This is a genomic window from Saprospiraceae bacterium (assembly GCA_016717265.1).
GTDB lineage: Bacteria > Bacteroidota > Bacteroidia > Chitinophagales > Saprospiraceae > Vicinibacter.
The window spans coordinates 882,277-909,216 of sequence record JADKFX010000001.1; the positions used below are offsets into that span (position 1 = coordinate 882,277).

Genomic DNA, 26,940 nt, shown 5'->3' on the forward strand with positions numbered 1-26,940 from the left:
CTGTTATTATAATTTTAAAGTAATCCCTATTTTTAAATTTGCAGAAATATATTTTTGTTCTAAAGGGTACGATGATTCAGTAAAGGAATTTAAATAATAAATAAAACCGGGTTCAACAAAGCATTGTAATTTTTTATTTAGAGGAGCGGCAACTTGTAAATTTAAAAAAGCAAATGTTCCAATACGCTTTTTATAGATTTCGAAACCACTTAATGAGCCTGTTGTAAATAGAGCAGGCTGATTGTTAGTATCCAGAATACTTCCTTTATGTTTTGCCAGGATATTAATTCCAAATCCTGGTTCTAAAGAGATCGTCATTTTATTCCACTTATATTTATATGCAATTGAAAATGGAATATTTAGTAAGCTGTGATAATTATGTATTTTTAATATCCGTTCCCCTGGAATGGTATCAATGGAAACTAAATGTGTATCCTTATAAACATACACTATTTTGGTTTCATTCGGATTCCGATAATTGAATTGTTCATAAATACGATGATATTCAAGTCCAGTTTTTACAGCGAAATTGGCTCTATGGTATCCTAGCCTGATACCTGCCATAACTGATATCATGGAGTTTTCTGATGCTTTTCTTTTATTGATATAAAGGGAAAGATCTGAATGCGTATTAGTTAATTTATAAGGACTATAAGCAGGTCCTACGTAGGTTTCAAAGGATACGAATTGTTTATTATCTTTATTAAAATTGTAACAGTCCGTTTTACTTTTCAGGCTTGGCAAATGCTCAAAGGCAATATTAGGATGTGGATGTTCATTTATTAAAATTCCCGGGAGTGTAGAAATTGAATTTTGTATTGGAAAGCTTTGCAGTGTTTGAATTTGTTCATGGTTAATAAAAGTGGATGGTACTTCTGAGGTGTTAGTATTTAAAGGATCGTTAGAAAAATTACCGCGTGTTTTAGAATTCAAAGATTTTAAAGATTCATTCTGGAATATTGATTTATTGGTTTTTCTGCTATGCAGTAGAGTGTTATTTTGAATTCTGTTTTCATTTTTTAGTTTCAAATTTTGCTCTGGGTCTAAAGATTTTGGTTTATTATTTAAAGGGATAGTTGAACTTAATTTTTCATTGGATACGATATTTTTATCGGAATTTAATATCGGTGTATATTTCCTTTGATAAGCAAAAATTGAAATAGCAGCCATTATAAGTAACAAGAGAAATAGGATGAACATTCTATTTCTAGGCTCCTTTTTAGGTAAATGAAGTTTTACATTGTCCCAAATTTGATCAGGTACTTGTGTGCTATGTTCATTTGCTATCTTTCTAATATATTCAGTCCAATTTGGCTTCATACTTTAATTTTAATTCTGGATAATGATTTGTAATCTTTTGGGCAAGGTAATTTTTTGCCTTTAGTAATTGGGATCTGCAACTTGATTCCTGAATATGTAACATACTGGATATTTCTTTATAGCTATAACCTTCTATAACTACAAGATTGAAGACGGTGCGATAGCCAATTGGCATTGCTTTTAATAATTCTAATAAATTTTCGTAATTTAACTGACTAATAACAGAAGGATCTATTTGTAATTCAGGAATTCCCTCCCCAGAAAATTGGGTAAGTAATTGGTAGGAAGAATTTAATTTTGTGATACAGGTATTTATTATAATTTTACGAATCCAGGCTGCAATCGGTCCGGTTCCATTCCAATTTTTTAAATTTTGAAACACTTTAATAAAGCCGTCTTGCAATGCATCTTCGGCTTCGGCCGAATTTTTTAAATAGCGATGACATAGACTTAGCATCCCGGGTGCAAAGCGTTTAAATAGTTCATTGCACGCCTTCTGATCACCATTTAGACAGCTTAAGACGAGTTGATTATCTTCCATTCATAAGACTTGACTGTTTAAGAATGCGTTTTGTTGCTTGAGAGCCGGAATATTTTTCAAATATAGCTTCTTGCGTCAACCCTTTTTTATTAAATAGTAAAAGTTTTCAATGAGGTGATCTTGAATGGGTCTATATTTTTAGTAATATCTGCAAGCATTATGCAAATTTTTCATTCCTGATTTCTTTATACCTTTGTCGACTATATCATGATTCTAGATTATTTATTTTTCCTTCTGAATCACATGATTGTGCAATTTATTCCTTTTAATTAATATAGTTTAGTATGAAGCTTTTTTCAGAATCAGAAATTAGTAAACTTAGCAACCAGGAATTTACGGAACCCATAGCTAAAGAGATAGTCAAAGAACTAACAGCTCATGAGGATACTCGAATGGATCATTATTATTGGTTAAACGAGCGTGAGAATCCGGAGGTAATTTCCTATTTAAAAGAAGAAAATGATTATCTTGAAAAAGTACTGACTCCGGTTAAGGACTTGCGTGAAAAATTGTATTCTGAAATGGTTTCGCGAATTCAGCAAGATGACAATTCCGTTCCTTATAATTTTAATGGATATGCCTATTATACCCGGCATGAAAGTGGTAAAGAGTATGAAATCTATTGTAGAAAGAAAATTAAATTTTCAGATTCGAATGAGGAAATTATTTTGGATGTAAATGAATTGGCAAAAGACACGAAATATTGTAATGTGATTCCTCCAAGAATAAGTCCCGACAATAAGATGGCAGTTTTTGCAATGGATACAACAGGTAGAAACTTGCACTATGCGTTTGTTAAAAATCTTGAAACAAATGAAATATTTGAACAGCAATCGCCGGTGGTGGCTGGAAGTTTTATTTGGTCACCCGATAGCAAGGGCTTTTTTTATGACACCAAGGATCAGCACACCTTGAGAACGGATAAAATTTGGTTGCATTTATTAGGAAATAAATTTAACCAAGATGCTTTGGTATATGAAGAGTTTGATGAAACAAGTTATGCACATCTTTCTGCATCTAAGGATTTAAAATATTTATTTATTCATTCTGGTTATACAGAAAATGTAGAATGCCATTTTATTTTGCTGGATCAATATTTAAGTAAGCCTATATTATTTAGAAAAAGAGAACTTGATTTTTATTATACTGTAGATTATTATAATGGTAACTTTTTTATTCTCACAAATGATAATGCAGCTAATTTTAAACTCATGGTAGCCAAAACTGAAACGTTTGCGTATTCACATTGGCAAGAACTCATACCGCATAATGAAGACGTTTTGTTGGAAGATCTCGAACTTTTTAAAAATTACTTAGTACTTTATGAGCGAAAAGATGGATTGAATCAACTTCATGTAATTCCTTGGCATGATATGAATGCCGGCCATTATATTCAATTTCGAGATGCAAGTTATAATTGTTGGTTAGGTGCAAATAAAGAATTTGAGACAGACATTTTAAGATTGCATTATACTTCCTTAACTACGCCGAAATCCACCTATGATTATTGGATGCCTCAAAGGGAATTGAAGTTATTAAAAGAGAATCTAGTTTTAGGTAATTTTGATAAAGAAAATTATAGTTCTGAATATTTGCAAATTAAATCTTGGGATGGTGTTTTAATTCCAGTTTCAATGGTTTACAAAAAGGGCTTTAAAAAAGATGGAAAATCTCCAGCCTTATTATATGCATATGGAAGTTATGGCATTCCGGTGGATGCAAGTTTTAGTAGTAATTTACTTTCACTTTTGGATCGGGGTTTTCTATTTGCCATAGCGCATGTTAGAGGAGGAAAAGAAAAAGGATGGAAATGGTATGAGGAGGGAAAGATGTTTAAAAAAATGAATAGCTTTCATGATTTTATTGATTGTGCTGAATTTTTAATTCGTGATAAATACACAACTTCAGATCGATTGTTTGGAAGGGGTGGATCCGCTGGAGGATTACTAATGGGCGTAGTTTTTAATTTACGTTCAGATTTATTTAAAGGATTGTTAGCCCATGTTCCTTTTGTAGATGTAGTAACCACCATGTCTGATCCTACAATACCTTTAACAACTGGGGAGTACACAGAATGGGGCAATCCTAATATGAAAGCAGAATATGAATGTATGAAAAGCTATTCGCCCATTGATAATATTACAGCTAAGAGATATACAAATTTATTGGTAACCACTGGATTTTCTGACAGTCAGGTTCAATATTGGGAGCCTGCAAAATGGGTTGCAAAAATTCGTAAACTGAGAACTCATAAAGAGGATCTTATTTTGTTTTATACAAATCTCGATGCTGGCCATGGTGGAGCATCGGGTCGTTTTGAGCGATTGCGGGAAATTGCATTAGAGTATTCATTTATGCTTGGATTATTGGCGGATTATGAGAATTAAATTTTTATTTTTATTTTATAATTTCAATTTAAAATTCAGCTTTGAATCTATTTTCATTAGTCAATAAATTAAAAGCATATTGGAAATTTTCTTTATTTTATTGCAGAAGCAAAGGGTATTGATTATTAATTTGAGAATCTAATTTTGAATTTCATCAAATAATTTTCTGCTTATCTGGATTCCATATTTTGTGATTCCTAATTCCTGGAAATATTTTTGTGGTTAGAAATGCAGGCTGATAGATATTAATGAATTAACAATATTTTCAGCTAATTAAGCTTTTGTTTGCATTTATTATACCGGATGCTTTATTTAAGAGTTTTCAAAATTGACTATTATTCAAGGATTTAATTATCTTTGCCCTCCATTTTATAATAGGACTTCATTTCAATATTCGGCTTTATTTAATGAAACATTTTGTTTTTCGTTATTTTCAAGAATTATTTCAAAATTGGAAACTAGCTTTTCACACCAGAAAGTTTACGTATACAATCCTGGCGACAATTTTATTTTTTCTTCCATTTGTTTTTTTTCTTGAATCCTTTTTTATTTTCATTGAGAAACGAAATGGATGTGTTTTGAATGATTTTATTTTGAATTTCCTACCAGCGATAAATTTATCTAGTATTATTTTTATTATTATTTATAGTTCTATTATTTCAGTTCTATTTTATGCAATTCGTTTTCCTTGGTTATTTATTCGGGGATGTCAATTATTTTTATTAGTTCATTATCTACGGAATGTTTGTTTATTTTTAACTCCATTAGATCCACCAAACGATATTATTGTTTTGCAAGATCCTTTTTTGCAGCTTTTTATTTATAATGAAGTACATCCAAATACAAAAGATTTATTTTTTAGCGGTCATACAGCTACTGTTTTTATTTTTATGTTGTTATTGTGGAATAGATTACAATTTAAATTAATATTTGGTTGCCTAACGATTCTTATGGCAGCCTTACTTTTATTCCAACATTGTCATTATTCAATTGATATAATTGGTGCCCTTGCTTGTACCTATTTGGCATATCGCACTATTTTATATATTTGGCTAAAACTAAAACTGCCAATCGATTAGAGAAAGAATAAAATTGTTTGTATTATTGCGGTGGTTCCGTCCCGTACAAACATATATTTTAATTATATATAATTAGTATTTATATTTTAATGAATTATGGAAGTAAAAGTTGAAATGAACTCTTTGAAGCAGAAAATTAATAATCTGTCTTCTCAGGTTGACTATTTAAAGGGGAATGACATTTATCTTTTTTATAGAGAGTTAAATTCAGCACAAGATGTAGAGATGGTTGAACATGGTCGTAAAATTCTAATGTTTGGCTCAAATAGCTATTTAGGATTGACCAATCATCCTCGGGTAAAGGCAGCAGCAATAAAAGCCATTGAAAAGTATGGTACAGGTGTTTCCGGGTCAAGGTTGTTAAATGGCAATTTGGATATTCATCGGGAGCTTGAAGAACGTCTGGCGGTTTACCTTGGAAAAGAAGATGTTGCAGTATTTAGTACTGGGTTTCAAGCAAACTTAGGAGCTATACCACCTATCATGGATCGTTCTGGATGTTTACTTATGGATAAATTAAGCCATGCATCCATCATTGAAAGTGCTGTATTATCACATGCAAAAAAGTTGAAATTCGAACATAATAATGTTCAGTCTTTGGATAGATTATTAAAAAATTGTCCGGCTGAATCCCTCAAATTGGTAGTTACAGAGGGAATTTTCAGTATGGATGGGGATATTTCAAATTTGCCTGATATCGTTAAAACAGCCGAAAACTATAATGCGATGGTCATGGTAGACGATGCCCATGCCATAGGAGTTTTAGGTAAAAATGGATCTGGAACCTCATCTCATTTTGGTTTGACAGATCGGGTTCATATCATTACAGGTACTTTTAGTAAGTCTTTGGCTGCTTTAGGCGGTTTTATAGCTGCTGATAAAGATATTATCAACCTCATTAAGCATACATCTCGGGCTTTGATGTTCAGTGCAGGTCTTCAGCCAGCCTCTGTAGCTGCTGTAATGACTGCTTTGGATATTATTGAAGAAGAACCAGAATTAATTGAAAAACTTTGGGAAAACACGCATTATTCAATCCAACAAATGAAACAAATGGGTTTTGATATTGGAAATGCAGAAACGCCAATTATTCCAATTTATATAAGAGATGACTATAAAACGTATTGTATAGCCAAGAAGTTATATGATGATGGAGTCTTTATTAATCCTGTAGTATCTCCAGCTACGAGTGCAGATTCAGCCTTAATTCGTTTTTCAGTAATGTCCAGTCATACAAAAGCACAAATTGATTTTGCATTGAGCAGAATTTATGAAAATGCGAAAGCATTACAGATAATTTAAATCTATTTAAATTTTTATGATCTCTGTAAAACCAATACATTCCGATAAAGAATTTGATCAGTTTGTAAATTTTGTTTATGATTTGTATGAAGGTGATTCAAATTTTGTTCCTGAATTATTTATTGCTCAACGAGATCATATTAACCCTAAGAAAAATCCATTTTTTGAAAACGCCAAAGCACAATTGTTTTTAGCAGAAGAGAATGGAAAAATCGTTGGAAGAATTGCTGCTGTTAAAGATGATCAGTTAATTAAATTTACAGGTGAAGCTATTGGTGTTTTTGGTTTTTTTGATGTTATCAATGAATATCCTGTAGCAGAAGCCTTATTGAATGCAGCAACAGATTGGTTAAAAAAGGAAAATTTGAAATTTCTTGAAGGACCTTATAATTTTTCTACAAATCATGCAGCAGGTTTATTAGTAGATGGATTTCAATATCCTCCTACCGTGATGATGACATATAATAAACCGTATTATCAAAAATTTCTTGAACAGTATGGCCTTCTTAAAAAAACAGATGTATTAGCATATCATATTGAAACTGCAGGGTTTCCTGATCGATTTTCAAAATCAGTGGATTTATTGGGTCAACGGCTTGCTTCAAAAGGAATAACATTTCGAAAAATAAATCTTAAAAATTTTGAAGCGGATGTTAAAAGTACTGTAAAAGTTTATAATCAAGCATGGAGTAAAAATCTAGGTTTTGCACCTATGACTGACAAAGAATTTTTACATGCAGCAAAAGACATGAAAATGATTATGGATCCGGAGTTGGTAATCCTGGCGGAAAAAGATAATGAGGTAATCGGTTTTTCACTTTCATTACCAGATATAAATGAAATTCTAATTACTATTAAACGAGGTAGGCTCTTTCCTTTTGGAATTTTCAAGTTGCTTTTAAATAAGAAAAAAATAAAACGCATCCGGATTATTGCTTTAGGCATAATGGAAGAATACCGAAAACTTGGAATCGATGCATATTTTTATGGTCGTGCATTTCAATATCTACAAAAACATCCAAGAATAAAGTCCGGTGAAGCCTCCTGGATTCTTGAAAATAATCCAGAAATGAATCAGGCAATTATTAAAATGGGTGGCGTTGTTCAAAAGCGGTACCGATTTTATAGAAAAGAACTATAATCGTTTATTTAGATTCGTTTTACAATATATTCTATTGAAATGAGCCAATCTCAAATTCGTTCTAATCAAGCATTTACTTTAATCACTGGCGCCAGTAAAGGTATCGGAAAATCAATAGCAATAGAATGTGCCAAAAGAAAAATGAATTTAATTTTAATAGCTAGAAATGAATCTTTGTTATTTTCATTGAAAGAATCTTTAATTGAAAATTATCATATTGAAGTGGAATGTTTGACATTAGATTTATTATTAAAAAATTCAACGGATATAATTTTTGAGTTTATTAATAAAAGAGCAATAACTTTAAATGTATTAATCAATAATGTAGGGATTGGTTGTTATGGTAATTTTAGCACAAGCTCACTGGATCATAATTTAGATGTTATTAAATTAAATATTGAAGCCAACTTAAAACTAACCCATTTGTATTTGGGTCAGATTGATACCGCCAACAAATCGTATTTGTTGAATGTACTGAGTATGGCTGCTTTTCAGCCTATTCCAAATTTTTCAATTTATGCCGCTTCAAAAGCTTTTATGTTGTCCTTTACAAAGTCCTTGCAATACGAACAAAGATATAGCAATTTAAGTGTGTCTGCACTTTGTCCTGGGGGCACAGATAGTGAATTTTTTGTAGATGCGAAAATGGATCATATTTTCGAAAAGAATAAAAGATGGTTGATGGCACCTTCGGAAGTAGCATCCATTGCAATACACAAAATGTTTGCAGGAAAAAAAATAATAATCCCTGGCTTTTATAACAAGCTCCATTTTATCTTATTGAAAATTATTCCGGAAACCTGGATATTATATTTCACTTCCAGAATTTATAAATAGAAAATTTAGCTAGATTAAAAATTTTCCGTGCTGATAAATGAGTTTATCATCTGCAATAATTTCGCCACTATCTTTCATATCGGTTATTAAATCCCAATGAATGGAGGAATGGTTTTTCCCACCTGTTTGTAAATACGATTGGCCAACAGCCATATGGACGGTCCCACCAATCTTTTCATCAAACAAAATATTCTTTGTGGCTTGTTGAATATTTTGATTGGTTGCAATAGCAACTTCTCCAAACCAGCGACTCCCTGGAATTTGAAATACCCGATCTAAAATATGTTGACCTATTTCAGCCGACCACGTTTTGATTTCACCTCTCTCTACATAAAGACGAACTCCACAAACCTCTTCGCCCATCATGATACTTGGATAATTAAAGTATATTTCGCCATTTACGGACTCCTCAATGGGGCTTGTAAATACTTCACCAGAAGGCATATTTGCTTTTCCATCTGAATTTATCCAAATTCTGTTTTTTACAGAAAATGAAATTTCAAATTGTGAATTTCTATATATTATTTTATCACAAGTATTTAAATATGCTACAATGGACGCTTGCATTTTGGATAGTGATTTCCATTTCTCCGCTGGGTCATCACTATTTAAAAAACAGGCGTTTTGTATAAATTCTGTATAAGTTTCCAAGGTCATTCCTGCAAGTAATGCTGCATATTCTGTGGGAAATTGACATAAAGATCTTTTTAGGCTTGCGTCACCCAGTCGTTTGAAATAAAGAGCGTCATATATAGAGGTAATTGCTAATCTTTTGCTTCGTTGTGCATCCGGGATGATAAATGACTCTTTGGAGTTGTATGGAGCCCGAATCACAAGGTATGCATCAAAATTTTGAATGGCATCTTTATAAGAAGCAGACAGATAATTTAGTTGAGTCTCATTTCCAGAACTCAATAAAATGGTTTCTTGATCTTCAAATGAAAATTCAACTTCTACGATAGCTCCTTTTTGAATAGCTTCTTTATAAAAACATTTAACCAAGGGTTCTGCAAGACAGGTAGTTCTAATGAATACCGTTTCACCTTCTTTCAGGTATAAAGAATAATTTACTAATAAATGTGCATATTTTTCGATCCAGTTCATGCCTGCAATTACCAGGTTTTAGAGCGGTATGGATATCTTATTAAATATTGCCTGGATATTGCCTCTTTCATTAAAAGCTTCAAGGTATTTAAATTCTCCTGTGATTTTGCAGAAATAAATAGAACGGATCCAGCAAATGATTTTTCAAGTTTTTGATGTAATTCTTCTTCTAATTCTTTTTTAGTTTCATCATCCAGGAGTGCATCAAAATGAATATTCCGATATGCATCCATTTTATTACATACCAAAATCATTTGTTTGTCTCCTGCACCCAGATCTTTGAGCGTTTTATTTACGGTTTCAATTTGATCTGTATATTGTGGATGAGAAATATCGACTACATGTAATAAAATATCAGATTCCCGAACTTCATCCAGCGTAGATTTAAAACTTTCAATTAAATGATGCGGTAATTTTCTAATAAATCCAACAGTATCGGAGAGTAAAAAAGGCATGGCGTCCCAAACAACTTTTCGCACCGTGGTATCTAATGTTGCAAATAACTTATTTTCAGCAAAAAGATCCGATTTACTTAATACATTCATCAAAGTTGATTTCCCAACATTGGTATATCCGACTAATGAAACGCGAATCATTTCATCCCGATTCTTTCGTTGTGTTATATTTTGTAAATCAATTTTCTCTAATTTTTTCTTTAGCAAGGAAATTTTTTCTTTAACAATCCTTCTATCCGTTTCAATTTCCTGTTCACCGGGTCCACGCATTCCAATTCCACCTCGTTGACGTTCAAGATGGGACCACATTCCACGAAGCTTTGGATAGATATATTGAAGTTGTGCAAGTTCTACTTGAGTTTTAGCTTGTGCAGTTTGTGCACGACTGGCAAATATATCGAGGATAAGAAAACTGCGATCTACAATTTTTACCTCAAGTTTTTCTTCTAAGAAATTTTGTTGTTTTCCACTAAGATCATCATCAAAAATTACCATGTCTGCTGGAAAATGTTCCATGTATTTTTTAATCTCTTCAATTTTTCCAGATCCAATAAATGAATGACTATTAATTCCGGGAAGTCTTTGTGTAAATCGCTTGAGTACTTCAGCACCGGCAGTTTGTGCTAAAAACTCCAGTTCATCAAGATGTTCATGAACCTCACGTTCGTTTTGATCTGGCAAAATTACCCCAACTAAAATTGCTTTTTCAGGCTCTTGAGATAAGATTTTATGATTTTGAGAAAGATTGAAAGAGTTTTTTTGCATTAATAAATATTCAGTTTATTTTAGATTTTTTACAGCATCATATCCACCTAAATTGATTACTTTTTTATAACCATTTTTTTTCAGATGTTCCGTAGCCTGCGAACTTCTGCCACCAGCAGCACAATAAAGGTAGTATGTTTTGGAGGTATCCCAGCTTTTTGATTGTTTTACAAAATCACCATTTTCCCAATCTGCATGAATTGCTCTCGGATGATGACCACTATTCCATTCATCGAGAGTTCTTACATCTACCATAATTCCAGGATCTTTTTCGATTTGTTTTTTAATATCATTTGGTCCGGTTTGTCCGATAGATTCATTTTTACAAGAAATCATAAAAAAAACCAGAATTCCAAATAGTATAGAATTTAATTTCATGTTAAATATTTTTTATGTACTTTAAATAATGTTGTAAATAAACGAAAATTTAGTTAAATTGGTTCAATATAATTAAAAGATGAGTTCTTTTATAAGAATATAACTAGCAACAATTAATAGAAAATATCCAAATACTGGTTTTAATTTAGAGGAGGAAATGGAACCGGAGACGGCAGCACCAATAAAACTTGATAGAATTGCAATTCCTGTAAAAATGAATATAAAATTCCAATCTAAATGTTGAAGCAATTTAAAATCGCTCAATAAGCCAACGCCCGTATTAATTGCGATTATAAGTAGAGATGTACCAGCTGCAGTTTTAAAATCCAAATTTAGAATCAAAACCAATGCAGGTACAATCAAAAAGCCACCACCAGCTCCCAGAAGACCGGTAATAACACCTAATAATAGTCCATTTAGTATAAAAGGAGCGATGGATTTTTTTTGATTATTTGGTAATATTGCAGAAGAGGAGGCCTGGATCATTTTAAAAGCGGATGTAAAAATTAACAAGGCAAATAATACCAGTAAGAAGGTCGATTTTTCTATAAGAATAGTATCTGTTTTCAGTACTGGATCTGGAATTAATGGTAATAAATATCTTCGGGTACACCAGATCGTAATTACCGAAGGAATTCCAAAAAGGAAGATAGCACGGGCATTTATTTTTTTTATCCGAATATAGTTTAATCCAGCAGATAAACTTGTGAGGCAAACTACAAATAAGGAACTGGTAATGGCATCCATGGGGTTCATCCCTACAAGATATACTAGAATTGGAATCGTTAATATAGCACCTCCTGCGCCTAAAAGGCCCAATATAAATCCCATCAATATGGCTAATATATATGCAATAATTAGAGTCATATAGTATTTTGTAAATCTAATAAATAAATAGTAAAATATTCAAATATTTTTTTATTTAAGACTACAATTTTTAGAATACTTTCAATGTAATATCACAGAAAGCTCCGGATGCAACTAATTCATTAATTGTTTTAAGAGTGTTTTTGCGTTTTTACCAGAAAGATCGGATATACTTAATTCATGAAAGATAGATTGCAATTCATTTTTCACTGGTGTTATGAAGGCATGCATTGGGCAGGGTCTTTTTGAGTTGCATTGTTTCCATTGCAGAATACATTTATCAAATGGATCTTTTGCATCTGTAATCTTAAGAATTTCTATCAGTTTAATGGAATTGTTTTCTTTAGGAAAGCTAAACCCTCCATTGGGCCCTCTTACCGATTTAATAATTTTTTTATGTGCTAATTTTTTAAGTATTTTACTCATAAAGTGTTTGGGTACACTTAAACTTAATGCAATTTCGTCTGCTTGAATATTGCCTCCTTGGCTATTTGTAGAAGCCAAATATAAAATGCCTCTGACAGCATAGCCAAATGATTTAGAAAAAATCATAGTGTAAATTTTACGAACAAAGTTATTTCCAACTAAAACTAGTTTGGATGACAAATATCATCTTTTTTGATAACTAATATCATGTATTCAAAATGAACCCGGAGATAATTTTGAATCTGAATTAAAGACATATATGTCCTTTATTAACAAAATTAAAATTCTGGAAAATGAAAAGTAAGGTATTAAATGCAATAGCATTACTTATGGTTTTTGGCATTTTAGCCATTAGCTGTAGTGGAGGTGTACAAAAAGATCAAAAACCAATTGACGTACAGGAACTTACAAAAAATCAGCCTGAAGTTCACGGTACCGAAGTGAAAGATGGAGAAATTACATTCGCAAGTCCTTTAAATGCTGAATGGGTAAAAAGTGGTCAGAATACCTATGATTTGAAATGTTTAGCATGTCATAAACTAACAGAAGAAAAATTAGTAGGACCCGGATGGGCAGGTGTAACTAAAAAGCGAAATCCAACCTGGATTCTTAATATGATAACTAATGTGGATATGATGTTGGATACCGATCCCGAAGCTCAAAAATTATTAGAACAATGTTTAGTTAGAATGCCAAATCAAAATATCAGTAAAGAAGAAGCAAGACAGGTTATTGAGTTTATGAGAAAGAATGATGGTGAGATGTAAGATTCATTAAAACGATACAATTTTTATTCACGATTAATTATTCAATCATGTTTTTAAATATTTTGAAATTAAGTAAGTTCATCGCATTTGTGCTGGGTATTACATTTATAATTTACGGATGTAAGCCAAAAGGAATCCAATCGTCCGTAGGTGGAGACGCTGTAAAAGCATATGTTCCGCCAGGAAAATATGACGAATTTTATAATTTCGTCTCCGGTGGATTTAGTGGTCAAATGTCAGTCTATGGTTTACCATCCGGAAGACTTTTTAGAGTAATCCCTGTTTTTTCAGTGGATCCTGAAAAAGGTTATGGCTATTCAGAAGAAACCAAACCGATGTTAAATACTTCTCATGGTTCTGTACCCTGGGATGATTTACACCATATAGCCTTGTCGCAAACAGATGGAGTTCATGATGGTCGATGGGCATTTGGTAATGCAAATAATACACCGCGTATTGCAAGAATTGATTTAAAAACATTTCGCACTATAGAAATTATTGAAATTCCTAATAGTGCAGGAAATCACTCTTCTCCGTTTATCACTGAAAACTCAGAATATGTGGTAGCCGGAACCCGATTTAGTGTTCCAATTGGTGATAAATTAGATGTGCCTATCAGTAGCTATAAAGAAAATTTTAAAGGAACCTTAAGTTTTATTGGCTTGGATAAGCAAACTGGCAAAATGAATATTTCATTTCAGATTTTATTACCCGGTGTAAACTTTGATTTGGCACGTGCAGGCAAAGGCAAATCACATGGATGGTTTTTCTTCAGTTGTTATAATTCAGAACGAGCCAATACGCTTCTTGAAGTAAATGCTTCGCAAAAAGATAAGGATTTTATACTATGCGTAAATTGGAAAAAGGCCGAAGAATATTTGAAAGCTGGAAAGGGAAATAAAAAGTCCGTTAAATATGCCCATAATTCTTACGACGAACAAAAGCATATGGCAAATAGTGTGATAGAAAACGAAGTCATCGTATTGGACCCAAAAGATTGTCCGGATATGGTTTATTTTATGCCTTGTCCAAAATCACCACATGGATGTGATACAGATCCAACAGGAGAGTATATAGTGGGCAGTGGAAAATTAGCAGCAATGATTCCAGTCTTTTCGTTTACAAAAATTCAAGCTGCTATTGCAAGTAAAAATTATGAAGGTGATTATGAAGGAATTCCGGTGTTAAAATACGATGCTGTGTTGCACGGCGAAGTAAAGAAGCCAGGCCTTGGACCATTACATACAGAATTTGATGGAAATGGAAACGCATATACATCATTTTTTGTCTCTTCGGAAATTGTTAAATGGCGTATTAGTGATTTGCAAGTTTTGGATCGGGTACCGACCTATTATTCAATTGGACATTTATGTATTCCAGGTGGACCCACTAAAAAACCTTGGGGTAAATATGTGATAGCTTATAATAAAATAACGAAAGATCGGTATTTGCCAACAGGTCCGGAATTAACACAAAGTGCGCAGTTATATTCAATCGATGGAGAAAAAATGAAATTATTATTAGATTTCCCAACAATTGGAGAGCCTCATTATGCAGAAGCTATACCGGCTGAACTCATTTCAAAGAACAGTGTAAAAATTTATAAGCTAGAAGAAAATAAAAATCCATACGCGAGTTTAGGTGAAAAAACAGCTAAAGTTGAAAGAAAAGGGAACGAAGTACATGTGTATATGACATCCATTCGTTCACATTTTGTTCCGGATAATATTGAAGGTGTTAAGTTAGGCGATGTAGTTTATTTCCATGTTACAAATCTTGAGCAGGATTGGGACGTACCCCATGGATTTGCTGTAAAAGGTGCTAATAATGCAGAACTTTTAATTATGCCGGGAGAAACACAAACACTGTTATGGAAACCAGAACGAATTGGCGTCTTCCCTATGTATTGTACTGACTTTTGTTCTGCATTACATCAGGAAATGCAAGGCTATATCCGGGTAAGTTCTGCAGGATCTAATCTGCCGATTAGTTTCAGTACAGGTAAAAAAGATCCAGAGCCAACGAAATCACTTTAATCTTAATCTAGTTAAATTACGAATATGAAAAATCTAAATCAATGCTTTTTATTGCTTTGTTTAATAGGATTAATCGCTTGTAACAATGCTGGCAAAGGAACTCCCGATGTTCCTGCAAAAGCTTCAGAAACCAATGAATCAGAAGACATGGGACAAGCTGGGGTGATTGATGATGATTCACAAAAGGACATTGTAAAAATTGCCATTAGTTCTGCAGACCATAGTACTTTGGTTGCTGCATTAAAACAAGCAGAATATGTAAATGATTTGGCAAATGCTGGTCCGTTTACTGTTTTTGCACCTACCAATGCAGCATTTGGTAAACTTCCACCAGGTACTGTTGATGGTTTGATGAAACCAGACCAAAAATCTGCATTACAGAATATTTTAGAATATCATGTTGCGGTTGGTACTTATAAACAGGATTTTTTAAATGATGGACAAACTATAGGAATGGCCAACGGTGATAATGTTTCGATTCAAATAAAAGATAATAAAATGATGGTGAACGGCAAAGCAAATGTCATTGCTACCGTTCAAGCATCCAATGGCATTATACATATTATTGATGAAGTGTTATTACCTTCTGCAAAATAATTAGGAAATCCAGAAGCATTTAATTTGAGTTATGGGTCGATGTAAATTTATTCTACTCGACCCATTTTTAATATTTATGTATGATAAAAATTAGCAGTACCTCTAGAATTATCATTGCAATATCATCTCTTTCTTTGATTGTAACTTATTTTGTTCCAATCTGGAGAATAGATTTATTTGCGCCTCAATATCCTGAAGGTTTAACTATGAAAATTTGGTTATATACCTTAAAAGGAGATGTTGAAATTATTAATGGGTTGAATCATTATATCGGTATGCGGCACATTAAGGTTGAAATGTTTCCAGAATTTTCATTTTTAATTTACATTGTCGCATTTTATATTTTATTAGGACTTATGGTTGCCTATTTTGGAAGACTTGCAATTCTATTCTGGTATTTAGTATTTACAGCCTTTGGTGGTGTATTTAGTATGTTCGATTTTTATCGTTGGGGTTATGATTATGGTCATAATTTAGATGATACTGCCGCAATTAAGGTTCCTGGTTTATCGTATCAGCCACCTTTAATAGGTCACAAACGACTCTTAAATTTTGATGCTTATTCATTACCAGATATAGGTGGTTGGATCGTATTTATTGCTGCTACCATAATGCTGATAATATGGATCTATGAATATTACAGACATCATAAATTTCATATGAATAAGCCAATCCTTGGTTTGCTTTTTATAAGTTTATTTTCTATTTCATGCAATGTGAAACCAGAACCATTCAAATATGGAGTAGATATTTGCTATACCTGTAAGATGGGAATCATTGAACCCAGATTTGGAGCAGAGTGCGTAACGAAGAAAGGTAAAATATATAAATTTGATGATATAGGCTGTATGGTTCGATTGTTAAAATCAGGAATGTTAGAAGAATCGGAGTTAAAATATATCGTAGTTGCAAACTACGAAAAGGAAAATGAATTATTGGATGTTAATACAAGTACATTTGTTGTTGGAACTGAAATTAAAAGTCCAATGAATTTCAATACTGCAGCATTTTCAGATACCATACAAGCAAAATTATTTATTTTACAAAAACAACTTAAAATATTGGATTGGCATGCCGTTTATCAAAATATCGAATAAAAGTGGGAAGCTTTATTTGGGAGTTATTCTGATATTTTTGTTTTCAGCATCTACTCTTTTGGCCAGAACATTATTTGTGGGCCCCAATCATAATGTAAAAAATTTAAAGAATACTATTCAAATTGCCAGGGATGGTGATACTATATTATTAGATGGGGGTTATTACAATGAAGGTAATTTGATTATCGATAAAAATATTTGTCTTATCGGGAAGAATTTGCCGGTGCTAGATGGAGCCTTTAAATATGAAATATTGACGATAAGTGGAGATCATATTGCGATTTCAGGTATTAAATTTATTAACTGCGGCGCCTCTGCGATGAATGATTTTGCATCTATTAAATGTATTGATGCTACGAATATCTTGCTTTCAAATAATGTTATCATAGATTCCTATTTTGGAATTCACGTTTCGAATTCGTCGAATATTAAAATCGTTGATAATATCATTGTAGGATCCCCAAAGACAGAGCAGAATTGTGGCAATGGCATTCATTTGTGGAAATGTAATCATATCATTATTAATGACAATCAAGTGCGTGGTCATCGGGACGGAATCTATTTGGAGTTTGTAACAGAATCTATGATTCAAAACAATTTTAGTTCGAAAAATATCCGTTATGGATTGCATTTTATGTTTTCTCATAAAAATGCTTATATCTGTAATACCTTTAAGGACAACGGAGCGGGTGTAGCAGTTATGTATTCACATGAAGTTCAAATGGAACAAAATACATTTGAAAATAACTGGGGAGCGTCTGCTTATGGAATATTACTAAAAGACATTTCTGATAGTAAAATATATGGCAATTTCTTTATTAAAAACACTGTTGGGATTTATATGGAAGGGAGCAGCCGAATTATCGTTATGAAAAATTTATTTAAGGAGAATGGTTGGGCTCTAAAAGTGCAAGCCAGTTGTGATGGAAACTCATTTTTAAATAATAATTTCTTTGGAAATAGTTTTGATGTTTCCACAAATGGCACGATGACTTTAAATACATTTTCAGAAAATTATTGGGATAAGTACGAAGGTTATGATCTTGCGAAAGATGGATTTGGTGATATTCCGTATCATCCGGTAAATTTGTTTTCGATGATTGTAGAACAAAATCCAAGCACCTTAATATTATTGAGAAGTATTTTAATTTCCTTTTTAGATAAGGCAGAAAAAGCCATCCCTAGTTTGACGCCCGAAAACCTATTTGATAAAAAGCCTTTACTTTTTCCAAATATATTATGATAGAAGTAATTGGTTTGAATAAAAAATTTAAGAAAGTTTGCGCTTTAGAGAACCTACAGGTGCAGTTTGAGAAAGGGCAGGTAGTTTCATTAATAGGCCCAAATGGCTCCGGAAAAACAACATTCATAAAATGTATTCTTGGGTTGGTGAAACCAGATTCTGGAGATATTCTAATCAATGGAAAATCGATATTAAACTCTTATTTGTATCGATCTAATATTGGATATATGCCACAAATTGGAAGATTTCCTGACCATATGAAAGTTTACCAAATTTTTGATTTACTGAAAAATGTTCGGCACAATTGTAATAGCGATATCGACGAAGAATTAATACATTCCTATAAATTGGAAGACCTGTTTCACAAACCAATGCGAACCTTATCAGGAGGAACACGGCAAAAAGTCAGTGCTGCTATATCCTTTTTGTTTAATCCTGAAATTTATATCCTGGATGAGCCGACTGCCGGATTGGATCCGCTTTCTTCCGAAATACTTAAAGAAAAAATTTATAACGAAAAGCAAAAAAATAAATTAGTATTAATAACATCACATATATTAAGTGATTTGGATGATCTAACGACAGATGTATTGTATTTGCAAGAAGGAAGAATCCAATTCAGTAGTAGCTTGATTGAATTGAGAAAACAGACAGGAGAACAAAAATTTGAGAAGGCAATTGCAAAATTAATGAAACTAAAATTATCGAATTCCGGATGCTAAGATTATCTCAATATATTTTTTATGATATCGTAAGAAACAAAGTAATTCTGGGATATACGGCATTTTTGTTTCTAGTCAGTGTATTATTATTTAATTTAGAAGAGAATTCCAGTAAAGCAATTTTAAGTTTATTAAATATTCAGTTGATCGTCATTCCTTTAATAAGTATGATTTTTTCAACGATTCATTATTATAATTCTTATGAATTTATTGAATTATTATTGACGCAACCAATAAGTAGAACACGCGTTTTATTAAGCGAATATTTGAGTACCGCTTTTTCTTTAGGAGCAGCTCTTTTAATTGGTGTTGGAATACCGGTTTTGATCTATGTACCAGATATACATGGTATCTCCTTAGTTTTGACGGGAATCGGATTAACATTTGTATGCACTTCCATTGCCTTTTATGCTTCTGTTATTTCTAGAGATAAAGCGCGAGGCATAGGAATTGTCTTATTGCTTTGGTTTTATTTTGCTTTAATTTACGATGGAATTATACTTATGATTTTATTTAGTTTTAGTGACTATCCATTGGAAACATTAAGTTTAATTTTAACAGCCTTTAATCCAATTGATCTAGCCAGAGTATCTATCATGCTTAGGATGGATGTTAGTGCATTAATGGGATATACTGGAGCCCTTTATAAGGATTTCTTTGGCAGTATTTTAGGCATGTTTTTTACTTTTGGAATCCTTTTTCTTTGGATGTTTATTCCATTGGTTTTTGCGGTACATGCTTTCTGTAAAAAGGATTTATGAAATCAGATCGTTAAAATTTATATTTTTAAATTAAGAATATTTTTAATGTATCTCCCAAATCCGAACTTTTCTATGGTTTTAATGTTCTTTTACAATTTCGATTTTAAGTCAATTCAAGAGTCAACAGATCTATACAGACAACTAAAATTTAGCTAAAGAGTTGACTTTGAAATCTCTAGGCAAAAATAACAACCAATGTAAAATAAGGATGTTGTTTAATAATGCAAAGTCTGTGAAATTAATTTTCAAAAGCTTCTTTTCCGTTCTATTTTTGCAGTCTGAATGAATAGACTAAATCAATTTAAATATGACTTCTTTTCCACGTTACGACCGATTTGAATCCCGCCATATTGGAACCTTAGGGGAGGATCTTGCTGCGATGTTAAAAACTACAGGTGCATCAAGTCTGGACGATCTTATTCGTCAAACAGTTCCAGATAAAATTAGATTGTCGAAAGACCTCGATACCCCAGCCGCTTTATCAGAATTTGATTATTTATATATGTTGAAGGGTTTGGCGTCTAAAAATAAGGTTTACAGAAGCTTTATTGGACAAGGATATTATGGGACTATTACGCCATCAGCAATTCTCAGGAATGTATTTCAAAATCCGGGATGGTATACCCAATATACCCCATATCAGGCCGAAATTGCTCAGGGAAGGCTTGAAGCATTATTAAATTATCAGACCTTGGTTTCTGATTTAACCGGGCTGCCAATTGCAAATGCATCTTTATTAGACGAAGGAACGGCTGCTGCTGAAGCGATGCTTTTGTTTTACCATCATAAAGCGACGAAGCATAAGGAAGAATCTCCGAATGTCTTTTTTGTAGATCAAAACGTTTATGATCAAACACTTGCTGTATTAAAATCGAGAGCTTGGCCTCAAGAAATTGAAATTGTAGTCGGGGATTGGTCAAAAGACTCTATTCCATCAAAATGTTTTGGTGTTTTAATTCAATATCCCGACAAAACAGGTAGTATTAATGATTATGAAAGCTTTATAAAAAAAGCAAAAGAGGCCAATTGTATGGTAGCAATGGCCACTGATTTAATGGCTTTATGTATATTAAAAAGTCCCGGCGAATTAGACGTTGATGTAGCTTTTGGAAATAGTCAACGATTTGGAGTGCCTATGGGATTTGGAGGGCCACATGCTGCTTTTTTTGCAACAAAAGAAGATTTTAAGCGGATTATCCCTGGAAGAATAATTGGAGTTTCTGTTGATGAGAAAGGAAATCCAGCCTTAAGAATGGCTTTGCAAACAAGAGAGCAACATATTCGCAGAGAAAAAGCAACCTCAAATATTTGTACTGCTCAGGCTTTACTTGCTATTATGTCTTCGATGTATGCTGTATATCATGGCCCGGAAGGTCTAAAAGCAATTGCACGACGGATTCATGATATGACTGGAGCCCTGGCAAATGCATTAAAAAATGCTGGATTTGAATTAACTCAAAATTCTTTTTTTGATACGATTTCAATAAAAGCAGATGGCAACTTACAATCAGAAATCAAAGCCAAATCAAATAACCATAATTTTAATTTCTGGTACACAAAAGAAACCATTCAAATAAGTTTGGATGAAACCATTACAGATGAAGAGTTACAAAGCATTTTACAAGTTCTTTGTGCTTCCGCTGGGAAGACAATTGCTGTAATCAGTTTGCCTGCTTCCCTACATATTCCTTCAAATTTGGTTCGTTATTCTGAATTTTTAACACACCCGGTTTTTAATAAATACCATACTGAATCTTCTTTGATGCGGTATATTAAAAGACTAGAAAATAAAGATCTTTCTTTGGTGCATTCTATGATTTCATTAGGCTCTTGTACCATGAAGTTAAATGCAGCTACAGAATTGTTTCCGGTGAGCTGGCCAGAATTTGCTGATATGCATCCTTTTGCTCCAAAAAACCAAGCAGAAGGATATTTGCAAATGGCCCATGAATTGGAAAGTTATTTGTCTGAAATTACTGGATTTACAGCCTGTTCTTTGCAACCCAATTCTGGGGCACAAGGCGAATATGCGGGTTTATTAACCATCCGGGCATATCATGAATCCAGAGGTGATGGACATCGTAAAATTGCTTTAATTCCTTCTTCTGCTCATGGTACAAATCCTGCAAGTGCAGTTATTGCAGGTTATGAAGTGGTAGTTACACCCTGTGATGATCATGGAAACATTATTGTCGCAGAGCTAAAAGCTAAAGCCGACCAATATAAAGATCAGTTAGCCTGTTTAATGGTTACCTATCCTTCCACACATGGTGTTTTTGAAACATCAATCCAGGAGATTTGTAAAATAATCCATGAAAATGGTGGTATGGTATATATGGATGGAGCAAATATGAATGCGCAAGTTGGATTGACCAGTCCGGCTAGAATTGGTGCGGATGTTTGTCATTTAAATTTACATAAAACATTTGCTATTCCACATGGTGGAGGTGGACCTGGTATGGGGCCGATTTGTGTAAATGATAAATTAAAACCATTTCTTCCATCACATCCATATTTGGAAGTAAATGCAGATTCACATGCAGTACCTTCAGTTTCTGCAGCACCCTATGGCAGTGCAAGTATATTATTGATTTCATATGCATATATCAGGATGTTGGGACCCGATGGAATGAAAAAATCTACGGAGCATGCAATTCTAAATGCAAACTATATGGCTACGTGTTTATCTGAAAAATTCAACGTGCTGTATACAGGTGAAAACGGTCGGGTTGCTCATGAATTAATATTAGATTTACGTCCATTTAAAGCAATTGGGGTGAGTGCAGAAGATGTTGCAAAGCGATTAATGGATTATGGATTTCATGCACCTACTTTATCATTTCCAGTTGCTGGAACCATTATGATCGAACCAACGGAATCTGAGAATAAAGAAGAATTGGATCGTTTTTGTACTGCACTTCTACAAATTCATGAAGAAATTCAGGAAGTTGCTGAAGGAAAATATCCTGCAGATAATAATGTGCTCAGTAATGCACCTCATACTGCCGCGGTGATCACATCAGATGCATGGGATTTACCTTATACTCGAGAAAAAGCAGCTTTCCCATTGAGTTATTTAAAACATGGAGCTAAATTCTGGCCTAGTGTAAGCAGAGTAAATAATGCATTTGGAGATCGCAATTTAGTATGTACTTGTCCTCCTATGGAAGCGTATATGTAATTTTATAAATGATAGTTGTTACTGGAGCCGGAGGATTTATAGGATCTTGTTTGATTTCATATTTAAATCAAAAAGGTCATTTGGATATTATTGCTGTAGATTGTGAAAGCAAAAAAGCGAATGCTAATTTGTTGAATAAAAAATATTCATTATTTATTGATCGAAGCATTTTTCTGGATTGGTTTGCAGAAAATGCTGCTGAAGTTAATTTTGTATTTCATATAGGTGCGCGCACAGACACTACCGAATGGGATGAAAATATTTTTGAAAAACTAAATGTATTTTATTCCAAAGCAATCTGGAAAATTTGTACTGAAAAAAATATTCCGATGCTTTATGCTTCCAGTGCGGCAACCTATGGCAATGGTGCTTTTGGATATTCCGATGAGCATTCCGGAATTTCAAAATTGAAACCATTAAATCCTTATGGCTGGTCTAAACAAAAAATGGATGTATGGGTTTTGGAACAGCAAACACAGCCGGATAGATGGGCTGGATTTAAATTTTTCAATGTCTTTGGTCCTAATGAATATCATAAAGAAAGAATGGCTTCTGTCATTTTACATGCATACAAACAAATTATTGAAACTGGAAAAGTAAAATTATTTAAATCTAATGATCCATCAATTCGGGATGGTGAACAAAAGCGTGATTTTGTTTATGTGATAGATTTACTGGATGTCTTATATTATTTTTTTGAAGCAAAAAGACCCAATGGAATCTATAATTTAGGATCCGGTATGGCGAATACTTTTTTAGATTTGGTTCAGAATGTATTTTCCGCTATTTATAAAACGCCACAAATTGAATTTATTGAAATGCCTGCTGATTTAAATTTGTCATATCAAAATTATACTTGTGCAGATATGAATAAGTTAAAAAGCATTGGTTATAATAAGCCAGTTTCAAATTTTAAAAATGCAATTCAGGAATATGTTTCTGGATATTTATCAAATTCTAAGATATATTGATTGTCCTTAATTCTGAGAAGCTCCGCTTTGTGTTTTATTTTGTTTAATTTTAGTAAGGGGAGTTGTCTGCTTATTCTGGTATTTTAAAATATGTAGTTTGTGATTGTTCTGTAATAAACCGCATACTATCGCCTTCCATCATTTGAATTTTATATGCCGAAGTATAATTTTCAAATTTAAAATAAATGGAATCCCCTAGAATAGAATACGGAAGTTTTTGTCCTGGTTCTTCTTCCAAGAAATGTATTTGTGTTTCATCTATTTTAAATGTTGGACTTCCTGTTGGTGTTTGAGACCAGGTACCCTGGAGATCTTGTTTCTGTATTGATTTATAGATGATATACTTAGTTTTCGGTTCTTTACAAGATAAAAAAATTAAAATTGTAATTAAATAATAGGAATGCCTCATTTTAATTGAATTATTGATTCATAACAAAGATAATTAGATAAATTTGAGCCAAGAAGACATTTTGTTTAGAGCAATTTATTAGATTTATGTCGGATACGTATGATTATATAATTGTTGGAGCTGGGTCTGCCGGCTGTGTAATTGCAAACAAATTGAGTGAAAACCCTGCCACAAAGGTATTGTTAATAGAAGCTGGAGGTACAGATAAAAATATATTGGTACAAGCACCCGCTGCTTTTTCTCAAATGTTTAAAACGAAAAGAGATTGGTGTTTTGAAACAGATCTTCAAGCCCACTTGAATCAACAAAAAATGTATTTTCCAAGAGGTAAAATGATCGGTGGCTGCAGCAGTATCAATGCTATGATTTTTACAAGACCTCACAAGTCAGATATTGAATCCTGGACTGCTTTTGGCATTCATAATTGGTCCTGGGAAGCATGTTTAAAATCCATGATTCGGGTAGAGGAACAAATGGGTTTTTTTCACAACAACCAGGATGCATATAATTCGGAGCATTATCATATACATCCATTGACACAAAGATTTTTAAGTGCATGTTCGTTATATGGTTTGGAAACGAGAAAAACAAATTCTTCCATTGAACCTGGTGCAAAGGTTTTTTTACGCAATATTAAAAATGGAAAGCGATTTAGTGCTGCCGATGCATATTTACATTTGATTGCATCTCGTAAAAATTTAGTAGTTAGCAAGAATAGTCAGGTTCTTAAAGTTGATATCGAAAACAAAACTGCAATTGGAGTTGAAATCCTTAGAAATAACAAAAAGGAATATATTCAATGTAAAAAGGAAGTAATACTTAGCGCGGGAGCAATTCAAAGTCCGCAATTATTAATGCTATCAGGAATTGGCAATGTTGAAGAATTAGATGCGCAGGGTATAAAAATTCAATGTAATCTTTCAAATGTTGGTAAGCATTTAAAAGATCACCTAATTTGTGGAATGGCGTATCGATTAAAAAAGGGAATTACTTCTTTGGATTCATTAAATACATTGGTTCCAGGAATTCAGGCAGCATTTCAATTTTTAATAAACGCAAAAGGTCCGTTAACGAGTAATATCGCAGAAGCAGGCGCATTTTTAAATTTCAAGAATACCGAAATTCGTCCGGATTTGCAATTTCATTTCGGGCCTGTATTTTTTATTCAGCATGGATTTATTAAACCTAAACCGCATGGTATTAGTTTTGGTCCAACATTGCTTCATCCTCAGAGTACAGGTTCTGTTTCTTTAAAAAGTTCAAACCCTTTAGAAGCACCAAAGATTCAACCGAATTATTATTCTTCCACAGATGATTTAAATTTAATGGTGGAAGGATTAAAAATAACCGAAAAAATCAGTTCCCAATCACCACTTTCAGAAGTAATTGAAACCTTGGAATTTCCGGCTGAAAAGCCAAAAACAAATTCAGATTACATAAACCACTTACGAGCGTATAGTCAAACATTATATCACCCAACCGGGACCTGTAGAATGAGTGCAAATAAAGATGGTGTTGTGGATGGTCAATTAAAAGTTAAAGGAATTCATGGTTTACGTGTTTGCGATGCATCGATCATTCCAGGTACGATTAGCAGCAACATACAAGGGACGGTGATGATGATCGCTGATCATTTTGCAACCAATATATTGTAGATTTAGATGGGAACCAATTGTTAATTGAGCTGTTATTATTTTCTAATCTATAAACTATGAGTGAAACTGTTTTTGATTTTAAAAGAGATGTTGTTGATATTAGTTTTGAAAAGCCAGTATTGATTGACTTTTGGGCATCTTGGTGCGGTCCATGTAAAATTTTAGGACCCATATTGGAAGCCTTAGAAGTGGAAAGCAATGAAAGCTGGAATCTGGTTAAAATTAATACAGAAGAAGAGCAGGAAATTGCCGCTTATTTTAGAATTCAAAGTATTCCAAGTTGTAAATTAATTTATGAAGGAAAGATCGCTGGAGAGTTTACAGGAGTTCAATCAAAAGAGTTTGTCAGAAAATGGCTGGATGATCTCTTTATACAATTGGAAATTCCTCAAGTTGTAGAGGCTCAGGTGGATGATTTTGATGAATTATTAGCTGGAAGCTTAGTATTTCCTGATCCTAAATTAGTGGAACAATTACAATTATTTTGTTCGGGTAACCCGGATCATATGGAAGCTATTTTGACTTTGGCTAAGCACGAAGTATTTTTTAATTCGGAAATAGCGATTGCAAGATTAATACCGTTCAAAGAACAAAAATTAGTGGGCGAGCAACTGGAGGATATGCAGGTTATTGCGGAATGGTTAAGTCAAGATTTTACAGAAAAAGAAACGGCTGCAAAACAATTGGAAGTAGCAAAAAAACATATCTTGAATTCAGAAATTGAAAAATGCATTATTTGTCTAATCGATGCAGTACATGCGAATGTTAAATTTAAAAATGAACTAGCTCGAAAAGTAGGTATTGCACTTTTTCATTTCTTAGGAAATCAGCATACGGTTACAAAGGATTACCGAAAACTTTTTGATATGGCCATTTATTGAAAATTTGTTAAAATATTT

The 26,940-nt window shown here is 33.0% G+C and carries 24 protein-coding genes; 16 read left to right on the forward strand and 8 right to left on the reverse strand.

Annotated features, from left to right (window positions below):
• Nucleotides 1-6: 6 nt before the first annotated feature.
• Nucleotides 7-1,320, reverse strand: a complete 1,314-nt coding sequence (locus tag IPO86_03435) for a hypothetical protein (GenBank protein MBK9727151.1) — start codon at nucleotides 1,318-1,320, stop codon at nucleotides 7-9.
• On the reverse strand, nucleotides 1,301-1,861 hold the full coding sequence (locus IPO86_03440) for an RNA polymerase sigma factor (protein ID MBK9727152.1): 561 nt from the start codon (nucleotides 1,859-1,861) through the stop codon (nucleotides 1,301-1,303). Before IPO86_03440 ends, IPO86_03435 begins: the two co-directional genes overlap by 20 nt.
• A 284-nt stretch (nucleotides 1,862-2,145) precedes the next feature.
• Here IPO86_03440 and IPO86_03445 point away from each other — a divergent pair, with 284 nt between their 5' ends.
• The 5 genes from IPO86_03445 (at nucleotide 2,146) to IPO86_03465 (ending at nucleotide 8,607) form a co-directional block, all read left to right on the forward strand.
• Entirely contained in the window at nucleotides 2,146-4,248 is a 2,103-nt protein-coding gene (locus IPO86_03445; protein ID MBK9727153.1) for a S9 family peptidase, read from the forward strand.
• Between the two features lie 407 nt (nucleotides 4,249-4,655).
• Nucleotides 4,656-5,327, forward strand: coding sequence for a hypothetical protein (locus tag IPO86_03450; protein MBK9727154.1), 672 nt, complete (start codon nucleotides 4,656-4,658; stop codon nucleotides 5,325-5,327).
• A 114-nt stretch (nucleotides 5,328-5,441) separates the two neighbouring features.
• Nucleotides 5,442-6,629, forward strand: coding sequence for a pyridoxal phosphate-dependent aminotransferase family protein (locus IPO86_03455; GenBank protein ID MBK9727155.1), 1,188 nt, complete (start codon nucleotides 5,442-5,444; stop codon nucleotides 6,627-6,629).
• 16 nt (nucleotides 6,630-6,645) lie between these two features.
• Nucleotides 6,646-7,770 carry a hypothetical protein gene (locus IPO86_03460; protein MBK9727156.1) on the forward strand — a complete coding sequence of 375 codons (1,125 nt, stop codon included), beginning with the start codon at nucleotides 6,646-6,648 and terminating at the stop codon, nucleotides 7,768-7,770.
• 39 nt (nucleotides 7,771-7,809) lie between these two features.
• Nucleotides 7,810-8,607, forward strand: a complete 798-nt coding sequence (locus tag IPO86_03465; protein ID MBK9727157.1) for an SDR family NAD(P)-dependent oxidoreductase — start codon at nucleotides 7,810-7,812, stop codon at nucleotides 8,605-8,607.
• Nucleotides 8,608-8,616: 9 nt separating this feature from the next.
• On the opposite strand, the gene IPO86_03470 is transcribed toward IPO86_03465, so the two are convergent.
• The 5 genes from IPO86_03470 to IPO86_03490 form a co-directional block, all read right to left on the reverse strand.
• A complete protein-coding gene (locus tag IPO86_03470) occupies nucleotides 8,617-9,711 on the reverse strand; it encodes an aminopeptidase (protein MBK9727158.1) in 1,095 nt (364 codons plus the stop codon).
• 8 nt (nucleotides 9,712-9,719) lie between these two features.
• Nucleotides 9,720-10,931 (reverse strand): GTPase HflX, encoded by a 1,212-nt coding sequence (gene hflX / locus IPO86_03475; GenBank protein ID MBK9727159.1) that lies wholly within the window; start codon nucleotides 10,929-10,931, stop codon nucleotides 9,720-9,722.
• Between the two features lie 15 nt (nucleotides 10,932-10,946).
• Nucleotides 10,947-11,309: a rhodanese-like domain-containing protein gene (locus IPO86_03480; protein ID MBK9727160.1), complete on the reverse strand. Its 363-nt coding sequence runs from the start codon at nucleotides 11,307-11,309 to the stop codon at nucleotides 10,947-10,949.
• A 72-nt stretch (nucleotides 11,310-11,381) separates the two neighbouring features.
• A complete protein-coding gene (locus IPO86_03485) occupies nucleotides 11,382-12,176 on the reverse strand; it encodes a sulfite exporter TauE/SafE family protein (protein ID MBK9727161.1) in 795 nt (264 codons plus the stop codon).
• A gap of 114 nt (nucleotides 12,177-12,290) precedes the next feature.
• Nucleotides 12,291-12,728, reverse strand: a complete 438-nt coding sequence (locus IPO86_03490; GenBank protein MBK9727162.1) for an Rrf2 family transcriptional regulator — start codon at nucleotides 12,726-12,728, stop codon at nucleotides 12,291-12,293.
• Between the two features lie 167 nt (nucleotides 12,729-12,895).
• On the opposite strand from IPO86_03490, the gene IPO86_03495 reads away from it, so the two are divergent.
• The 9 genes from IPO86_03495 to rfaD all read left to right on the forward strand — a co-directional run bounded on the left by IPO86_03495 (nucleotide 12,896) and on the right by rfaD (nucleotide 23,977).
• Nucleotides 12,896-13,369 (forward strand): cytochrome c, encoded by a 474-nt coding sequence (locus tag IPO86_03495; GenBank protein ID MBK9727163.1) that lies wholly within the window; start codon nucleotides 12,896-12,898, stop codon nucleotides 13,367-13,369.
• Nucleotides 13,370-13,416: 47 nt separating this feature from the next.
• Complete coding sequence (gene nosZ / locus IPO86_03500) at nucleotides 13,417-15,405, forward strand: Sec-dependent nitrous-oxide reductase (protein ID MBK9727164.1); 1,989 nt, start codon at nucleotides 13,417-13,419, stop codon at nucleotides 15,403-15,405.
• Nucleotides 15,406-15,429: 24 nt separating this feature from the next.
• The gene (locus IPO86_03505) at nucleotides 15,430-16,002 is read left to right on the forward strand and encodes a fasciclin domain-containing protein (GenBank protein ID MBK9727165.1); all 573 of its coding nucleotides are present in this window, start codon (nucleotides 15,430-15,432) and stop codon (nucleotides 16,000-16,002) included.
• Between the two features lie 80 nt (nucleotides 16,003-16,082).
• Nucleotides 16,083-17,099, forward strand: a complete 1,017-nt coding sequence (locus IPO86_03510) for a nitrous oxide reductase accessory protein NosL (GenBank protein ID MBK9727166.1) — start codon at nucleotides 16,083-16,085, stop codon at nucleotides 17,097-17,099.
• Complete coding sequence (gene nosD, locus IPO86_03515; protein ID MBK9727167.1) at nucleotides 17,074-18,342, forward strand: nitrous oxide reductase family maturation protein NosD; 1,269 nt, start codon at nucleotides 17,074-17,076, stop codon at nucleotides 18,340-18,342. Before IPO86_03510 ends, nosD begins: the two co-directional genes overlap by 26 nt.
• Nucleotides 18,339-19,064, forward strand: a complete 726-nt coding sequence (locus tag IPO86_03520; GenBank protein MBK9727168.1) for an ABC transporter ATP-binding protein — start codon at nucleotides 18,339-18,341, stop codon at nucleotides 19,062-19,064. Before nosD ends, IPO86_03520 begins: the two co-directional genes overlap by 4 nt.
• Nucleotides 19,058-19,825: an ABC transporter permease subunit gene (locus IPO86_03525; GenBank protein MBK9727169.1), complete on the forward strand. Its 768-nt coding sequence runs from the start codon at nucleotides 19,058-19,060 to the stop codon at nucleotides 19,823-19,825. The genes IPO86_03520 and IPO86_03525 overlap by 7 nt, the downstream gene beginning before the upstream one ends.
• Nucleotides 19,826-20,132: 307 nt before the next feature.
• Complete coding sequence (gene gcvP, locus IPO86_03530; protein MBK9727170.1) at nucleotides 20,133-23,006, forward strand: aminomethyl-transferring glycine dehydrogenase; 2,874 nt, start codon at nucleotides 20,133-20,135, stop codon at nucleotides 23,004-23,006.
• 8 nt (nucleotides 23,007-23,014) lie between these two features.
• The gene (gene rfaD / locus IPO86_03535) at nucleotides 23,015-23,977 is read left to right on the forward strand and encodes an ADP-glyceromanno-heptose 6-epimerase (protein ID MBK9727171.1); all 963 of its coding nucleotides are present in this window, start codon (nucleotides 23,015-23,017) and stop codon (nucleotides 23,975-23,977) included.
• A gap of 70 nt (nucleotides 23,978-24,047) precedes the next feature.
• Here the strand turns inward: rfaD and IPO86_03540 are convergent, their stop codons facing one another.
• On the reverse strand, nucleotides 24,048-24,386 hold the full coding sequence (locus IPO86_03540; protein ID MBK9727172.1) for a hypothetical protein: 339 nt from the start codon (nucleotides 24,384-24,386) through the stop codon (nucleotides 24,048-24,050).
• 86 nt (nucleotides 24,387-24,472) lie between these two features.
• Between IPO86_03540 and IPO86_03545 the strand changes: the two genes are divergently transcribed.
• Together IPO86_03545 and IPO86_03550 are read left to right on the forward strand one after the other, a co-directional pair.
• Nucleotides 24,473-26,041 carry a GMC family oxidoreductase N-terminal domain-containing protein gene (locus IPO86_03545; GenBank protein ID MBK9727173.1) on the forward strand — a complete coding sequence of 523 codons (1,569 nt, stop codon included), beginning with the start codon at nucleotides 24,473-24,475 and terminating at the stop codon, nucleotides 26,039-26,041.
• Nucleotides 26,042-26,097: 56 nt separating this feature from the next.
• Complete coding sequence (locus tag IPO86_03550) at nucleotides 26,098-26,922, forward strand: tetratricopeptide repeat protein (GenBank protein MBK9727174.1); 825 nt, start codon at nucleotides 26,098-26,100, stop codon at nucleotides 26,920-26,922.
• Nucleotides 26,923-26,940: the final 18 nt, after the last annotated feature.